This window comes from Chryseobacterium sp. C2(2020), assembly GCF_014218915.1.
GTDB classification, from domain to species: domain Bacteria; phylum Bacteroidota; class Bacteroidia; order Flavobacteriales; family Weeksellaceae; genus Chryseobacterium; species Chryseobacterium mucoviscidosis.
In genome coordinates this window covers 71,867-77,866 of the sequence record NZ_JACLCT010000021.1, presented here as the reverse complement: position 1 = coordinate 77,866, position 6,000 = coordinate 71,867, and the positions used below count along the sequence as shown (strand labels likewise).

6 protein-coding genes are annotated in these 6,000 nt (G+C 36.5%); 1 reads left to right on the top strand and 5 read right to left on the bottom strand.

From position 1 onward, the window contains the following. Positions 1-105: 105 nt before the first annotated feature. A complete protein-coding gene (gene glmM, locus H6W52_RS13135) occupies positions 106-1,488 on the bottom strand; it encodes a phosphoglucosamine mutase (RefSeq protein WP_116098742.1) in 1,383 nt (460 codons plus the stop codon). Positions 1,489-1,541: 53 nt separating this feature from the next. After that, complete coding sequence (locus tag H6W52_RS13130) at positions 1,542-2,390, bottom strand: KilA-N domain-containing protein (protein ID WP_116098741.1); 849 nt, start codon at positions 2,388-2,390, stop codon at positions 1,542-1,544. A 46-nt stretch (positions 2,391-2,436) separates the two neighbouring features. Between H6W52_RS13130 and H6W52_RS21345 the strand changes: the two genes are divergently transcribed. After that, positions 2,437-2,571, top strand: a complete 135-nt coding sequence (locus H6W52_RS21345; RefSeq protein ID WP_262511419.1) for a hypothetical protein — start codon at positions 2,437-2,439, stop codon at positions 2,569-2,571. 58 nt (positions 2,572-2,629) lie between these two features. Here the strand turns inward: H6W52_RS21345 and feoB are convergent, their stop codons facing one another. From feoB to H6W52_RS13115, 3 genes are all read right to left on the bottom strand, one after another. After that, on the bottom strand, positions 2,630-4,663 hold the full coding sequence (gene feoB, locus H6W52_RS13125) for a ferrous iron transport protein B (protein ID WP_116098740.1): 2,034 nt from the start codon (positions 4,661-4,663) through the stop codon (positions 2,630-2,632). Beyond that, positions 4,663-4,917 (bottom strand): ferrous iron transport protein A, encoded by a 255-nt coding sequence (locus H6W52_RS13120; protein ID WP_076391119.1) that lies wholly within the window; start codon positions 4,915-4,917, stop codon positions 4,663-4,665. The genes feoB and H6W52_RS13120 overlap by 1 nt, the downstream gene beginning before the upstream one ends. A gap of 131 nt (positions 4,918-5,048) precedes the next feature. Beyond that, positions 5,049-5,960 carry a GLPGLI family protein gene (locus H6W52_RS13115; RefSeq protein ID WP_076391117.1) on the bottom strand — a complete coding sequence of 304 codons (912 nt, stop codon included), beginning with the start codon at positions 5,958-5,960 and terminating at the stop codon, positions 5,049-5,051. Between the last annotated feature and the right edge of the window lie 40 nt (positions 5,961-6,000).

The following is a 6,000-nucleotide window of genomic DNA, read 5'->3' as shown; positions in this document are numbered from 1 at the left end:
TTTTAAATCTTGTAATAAGCTCTTATTTTTCATCCTAAATAAATAGGCTGTCGTAAAATGAAAGGTTTTTCAGTGACCTCTAAAAAGCTCCGCTATTATTTCAGATTAAATTAAACTTTTAATTTTTGCGATGATATCGTCTCCCAATTTATCAGCTTCTTCCTGAGATTTAGCTTCTGTATAAATTCTGATGATCGGCTCTGTATTTGATTTTCTGAGGTGAACCCAGTTATTTTCAAAGTCGATTTTCACGCCATCAACGGTAGAAACTTCTTCATTCTGATATTCTTTCTCCATTTTTAATAAAATATCATCCACATTGATTTCCGGCGTTAATTCGATTTTCTTTTTGCCCATGAAATAACTTGGATAACCTGCTCTCAGTTCAGAAACGGTTTTATTTTCTTTTGCCAAATGGGTTAAAAATAAAGCAACTCCTACCAAAGAGTCTCTTCCGTAGTGAAGATCCGGATAAATAATTCCTCCGTTTCCTTCTCCTCCAATCACTGCATTTTTTTCTTTCATTAAAGTAACCACATTCACCTCTCCTACTGCACTGGCAAAATATTCTGAATTGTGGGTTTTTGCAACATCTCTTAAAGCACGGCTTGATGAAAGGTTGGAAATTGCCACTCCGTTTTTATTTTTCAGCAAATAGTCTGCAACGGCAACCAATGTATATTCTTCGCCAAACATTTCGCCTTTTTCATCGACTAAAGCTAATCTGTCTACATCCGGATCAACAATGATTCCGAAATCTGCGCCTTCTTTTTTTACCAACTCACAAATGTCTCCCAAATGTTCTTTTAACGGTTCCGGATTGTGCGGAAAATGACCGGTCGGTTCACAGTATAATTTTACTGTTTCACAGCCTAATTTATCCAAAAGCATCGGAATGGCAATTCCTCCAGTTGAATTTACCGCATCTAAAACCACTTTGAAATTTTTAGCTTTAATAGCTTCTGCATCTACCATTGGCAAGTCTAAAATCTGCTGAATATGAATATCAAAAGCATCTTCCCTTGTTTCATATTTTCCCAAATCGTCTACTTCTGCATAGTTGAAATCTTCGCTTTCTGCCAAAGCCAAAACCTCAGCTCCATTCTCTCCGCTGATGAATTCTCCTTTATCATTCAGCAATTTCAAGGCGTTCCACTGTTTAGGATTATGGGAAGCGGTGAGAATAATTCCTCCGTCTGCTTTCAGTTCGGGAACCATAATTTCTACAGTTGGTGTTGTGGAAAGTCCTAAATCTACTACGTTAATTCCAAGCCCCTGTAAAGTTGCTGTTACCAGAGAAGAAACCATTTGTCCGGAGATTCTTGCATCTCTACCGATAACCAGAGTTAAATCTTTTTTATTTTTATTGTTCTGAAGCCAGGTTCCGAATGCGGAAGCAAATTTTACCACATCAAGCGGCGTTAAATTATCGTTTACTTTTCCGCCAATGGTTCCACGGATTCCTGAAATGCTTTTTATTAGTGACATATTTCGCTCTGTTATAAATTAGTATCATTTTATCATAAACATCCTCTAAAATTTTATTGATCTAGATACGTGTTGTCTGATATTTTCTTGACAGATTTAATAAAATCTTTTTGATTTAATATTTCAAGTTGCTGCTTTGCAATTCTATATAAATTATTAAATCTGGTTTGTTTGTCTAACTTAGATTTAATTAATTCTGAATTAAATGATTCCAGATTTGAAAGCACTGTTAATTTATTAATACTTGCAAAATCGCGCATATTTTTTCCCTCCAAAGTTTGTTGAGGATTTGCTTCTCTCCATTGTTTAGCAGTGTAACCAAATAATGCGACGTTTAATACATCGGCTTCTTCTGCATAAGCCAGCCATTCACTGTTTTTTGCATAATTTGATGAGGGTATGATATGATTTTTTACGGCATCGGTATGAATGTGATAATTTATTTTGCTCAAAATCCGTTTTACATCCCATTCTAAATTAAACTGATTTGCTTCAATTTCTTTTAATCGTTGAAATTCCTTTATCAATAAAAGCTTAAACATTGGGCTAATCCATGCCCCAAATTCAAAAGCAATATCTCTGTGAGCATATGTTCCTCCCTGTCTTCCGCTTTTTGAAACAATACCAATAGCATCAGTAGCTTCTATCCATTTTTTAGGTGTTAAATTAAACGAGTTTAGTCCCGCTTCTTTTTTAAAGGTGTCGAATTCGACACCTTTAAAATTAGGGTTATAAAGCTGTTCCCAAATTCCTAAAAACTCAACGGTATTTCGGTTTCTCATCCAGTTTCGAATGTGGTCATTTCCTTCTTCACCTCGAACCATGTCTGTGAGACAAATATAATCTTCGTCTTTGTATGATGTTATAGCAATTATCTTATCATCAACTTGAATTTTTTTCATTCACAAAAATTTTGTGTTCCGCTCGTAAAAATACAAAAATTAACTTTTGAAACTTAGATTATATGGGATTATTGCTAACTTAAAATTCTACGAACACCCGCAGTCTTTATCGCAACTACTTCTTTTGGAACTGAACTTTTTCGGAGCAAAATTCTTCTTCAATATTCTGAATAAAGAGTAGCAAGCGAATGCAACGATCAGTAAGACAATGATATATTGTAAAAGTAAGGAAGTATCCATTATTTTAAAATCTGATAGGCTATCATCGACACAAAATATGCCAAACCGGTCATCATTGCCACCTGTAAGCCGGTCCATTTCCAGCTTTTGGTTTCTCTGTAGACTACTGCAAGGGTAGAAACACACTGCATTGCAAATGCATAAAATAAGAGGACGGAAACTCCGGTTGCAAAGCTGAATACTTTCTCACCGTTCGGTTTTACATCGCGTCTCATTTTATCGATTACTTTTACTTCGGGAGCATCATCTTCAAGACTGTACAAGGTAGACATAGTTCCTACAAACACTTCTCTTGCCACGAAACTTGTCAGAATTCCAACGCCCATTTTCCAGTCGTAGCCTAAAGGAGCAATTACCGGCTCAATTCCTTTTCCCATTTTGGCAAGGTAGGAATGATCCAGTTCCACATTGGTTGCCACAAACTGATCCGGCTTCTGTTTTGGTCCGAAATAGCTTAAAAACCAGATGATGATGCTCACAATGAAGATAATCTTTCCGGCTCCGGTAATGAATTCCCATACTTTGCCTAAAACCATTTTAAAATCGTAGGCAAAGAGCGGTTTTTTGTATGTCGGTAAATCCATCACAAGATAGGTTTTCCCTTTATTTTTGATAAATCTTTTGAGAATGGCTGCGGAAAATAACGCGACTAAAAATCCAAGTAAATACATTCCCATTAAAACCAAAGCTTTGTATTTTATTCCTAAAAACGTTCCGTCTGAAATAATAAGCCCGATAATGATGCTGTACACCGGAAGTCTCGCAGAACACGTCATAAAAGGCGTTACTAAAATCGTAAGCAGCCTTTCTTTTAAATTTTCTATATTTCTTGTTGATATAACTGCGGGAATTGCACATGCTGTTCCCGAAACCAAAGGAACAATACTTTTACCGTTCAGCCCGAAAGGTCTTAAAATACGGTCCATTAAGAAAACCACTCTCGCCATATATCCCGAATCTTCCAAAAGATAAAGGAAGTACAGTAAAATTCCGATCTGTGGTGCAAACACTACAATTCCGCCGATTCCCGGAATAATTCCGTTCGAAACCAATGAATTGACAGGTCCTTCCGGTAAATGTTCTGAAGTGAAAGCTGCTAACCAGGAGAAGAAACTGTCGATCCAGTTCATCGGATATTCGGCTAAGAAAAATACACTTTGGAAAATGATTAATAAAATCAAAAGGAAAACGACATATCCCCAGAATTTATGAACCAGAACTTTGTCTAATTTTTCTGTTAAAAGTTCTTTGAACTGCGGTTTTTTAGAAATAACATCAGACAGAATTTTATCTGCATGCTGATATCTTCTTACCGTTTCCTGCACCTGCAGTCTTTTTGGAACCAGACTTTTGGAGTCCGGCTCGTTGATGAGTCCTACAATAGATTCCAGCTTCTCCAGATCTGTTCCCAGAGAAAGACTCATCCATGCTTTATATTCGTTATCAAATCCTTTATGAAGGGATAATTTTCTGATGAAATCTTTGTGTTCGGAAGGGGTTTCAAAAGAGATTTTTTCGGATGTTACGAATTGATTGTTGTAAACGGCTTCTTTTATTTCCTCAATCCCGATCTGTTCTTTAGCATTGGTCTCAAAAACTTTTATCCCTAAAGACTCAGATAATTTTTCAATATTGATGGTAATTCCTCTTCTTTCTGCCTGATCAATCTGATTAACGACCAAAATCATCGGAATTCCCAAATCCTGAATCTGCTGAAATAAAAGCAATCCTCTTTTCAGGCTTAATGCTTCGAGAATATAGATAACTCCGGCATAATTTTGCTGTTCATCAATAAGAAATTTGGAAAAAATCGCCTCATCTTCCGAACTTGGATAAATACTGTAAGAACCCGGTAAATCAATAATTTCAACTTCTTCGTTCTTATAACTGTATGTTCCGGAATGGCTTGCTACGGTAACTCCCGCGTAATTTCCGGTCTTTTGCTTTTTATTGCTTAGGGCATTGAAAACCGTAGATTTTCCGACGTTTGGATTCCCGACTAAAAGGATCTGTTTTTTGTGAGCGCTCTGCATTAATTCAATTCTTCAACGATGATATAATCTCCTTCTTCTTCACGAAGAGCAATACGGCTTTTTTCATCACCAAATTCCACATACATCGGACCACTGAACGGCGCCTGATACAAAATCCTGAAGAAAGTTTCCGGAAGAAGCCCCATTTCGATGATCTTGTTGGGCATTTTCAGGCTGTCGTTATCATATCCTACTATTTTCCCCAGTCTGTTTTTGGGAAATCCGCTCAACTTATGTAAATCCTTATGTTTCAAAGCCGATATTTTTGTAAGTGCAAATATACGCTATTTAAATTTAATCTAAATAACGTATATCATGAAAAAAATCAACCCAAATGCTTTCACGCATTTGGGTTGATTCAAATATAATTTAGTAAATATGAATGTTACTTTTTCTTTTTGTCTGTAGAAGCAGACTGGGTAAGTTCGATCGGGTTGTTGTTTGCGTTGAAGAAATCTTTATACATTTTCTCCTGCTTTTTCATCATATCCCCTATTGTTCCGTCCATTCCCGGAATTGTTTTAGACATAATCTCCTGCGTCATCATCGGTCTTGCCGTAGCGAAAGGATCTTTCTTGAACTCGTTAAACGTTTTCTCGAATTTTTCCCGCGGCATTTCTGTTACTTTTAAGCTCATGTTGGAAATTTTTTCTGCATAAGAAAGTTCTTCCCAGTTCTGTACCTTTCTGTTTCCCTGAAGCACCCAAGAATAGTTTTTTGCATCGTCTTCTATTTTAACGATCAAGCCCGGAAGTCCTGAAAACTTATACGGACCATCCTGAAAAGGCAGTTCTGTGGTGAACCATGCTGTCCATTTTCTTCCTCCGAATTCAGCCGTAGCTTTTTGAGCATTGTAAGCTCCTATTTTTTCTTTTTCGTTAGAAATTTTCCAGTCGAATTTCGGAGTTTCTGTGTAGGCAATTCCCATTGGTGAAAATCCGCTTGCTATTCTTTCGATGTACTGGATTTTCATATCAGGATATGTTTTAACCACTTTTTCTGAGAATTTCGGCATTCTGATAGATTTCGACATATCTTTGAATACTCCCGACTTCTGCATTGCTTCAATCTGAACTTTCATGATAGAATCCTGAGCAAGCATGGTATAATCTCTGTAAACGGATCTGTCTTTAACGATGTCTAAAACCGTCATTACTTTTTCCAGTTTTGCAGAATCGCTTTTCGGCTTGAAAGTAAGTTCATAAAAAAAACGGTTGGCAGTTTCTTTAGAATCTTTATCCTGTGCACTTACGAAAGTAAAAAATGCAACCAGAAATATTGAAAATAGCTTTTTCATTTTAAATAGAATGTTTATACAATTAGTTATCAGTTTAGGA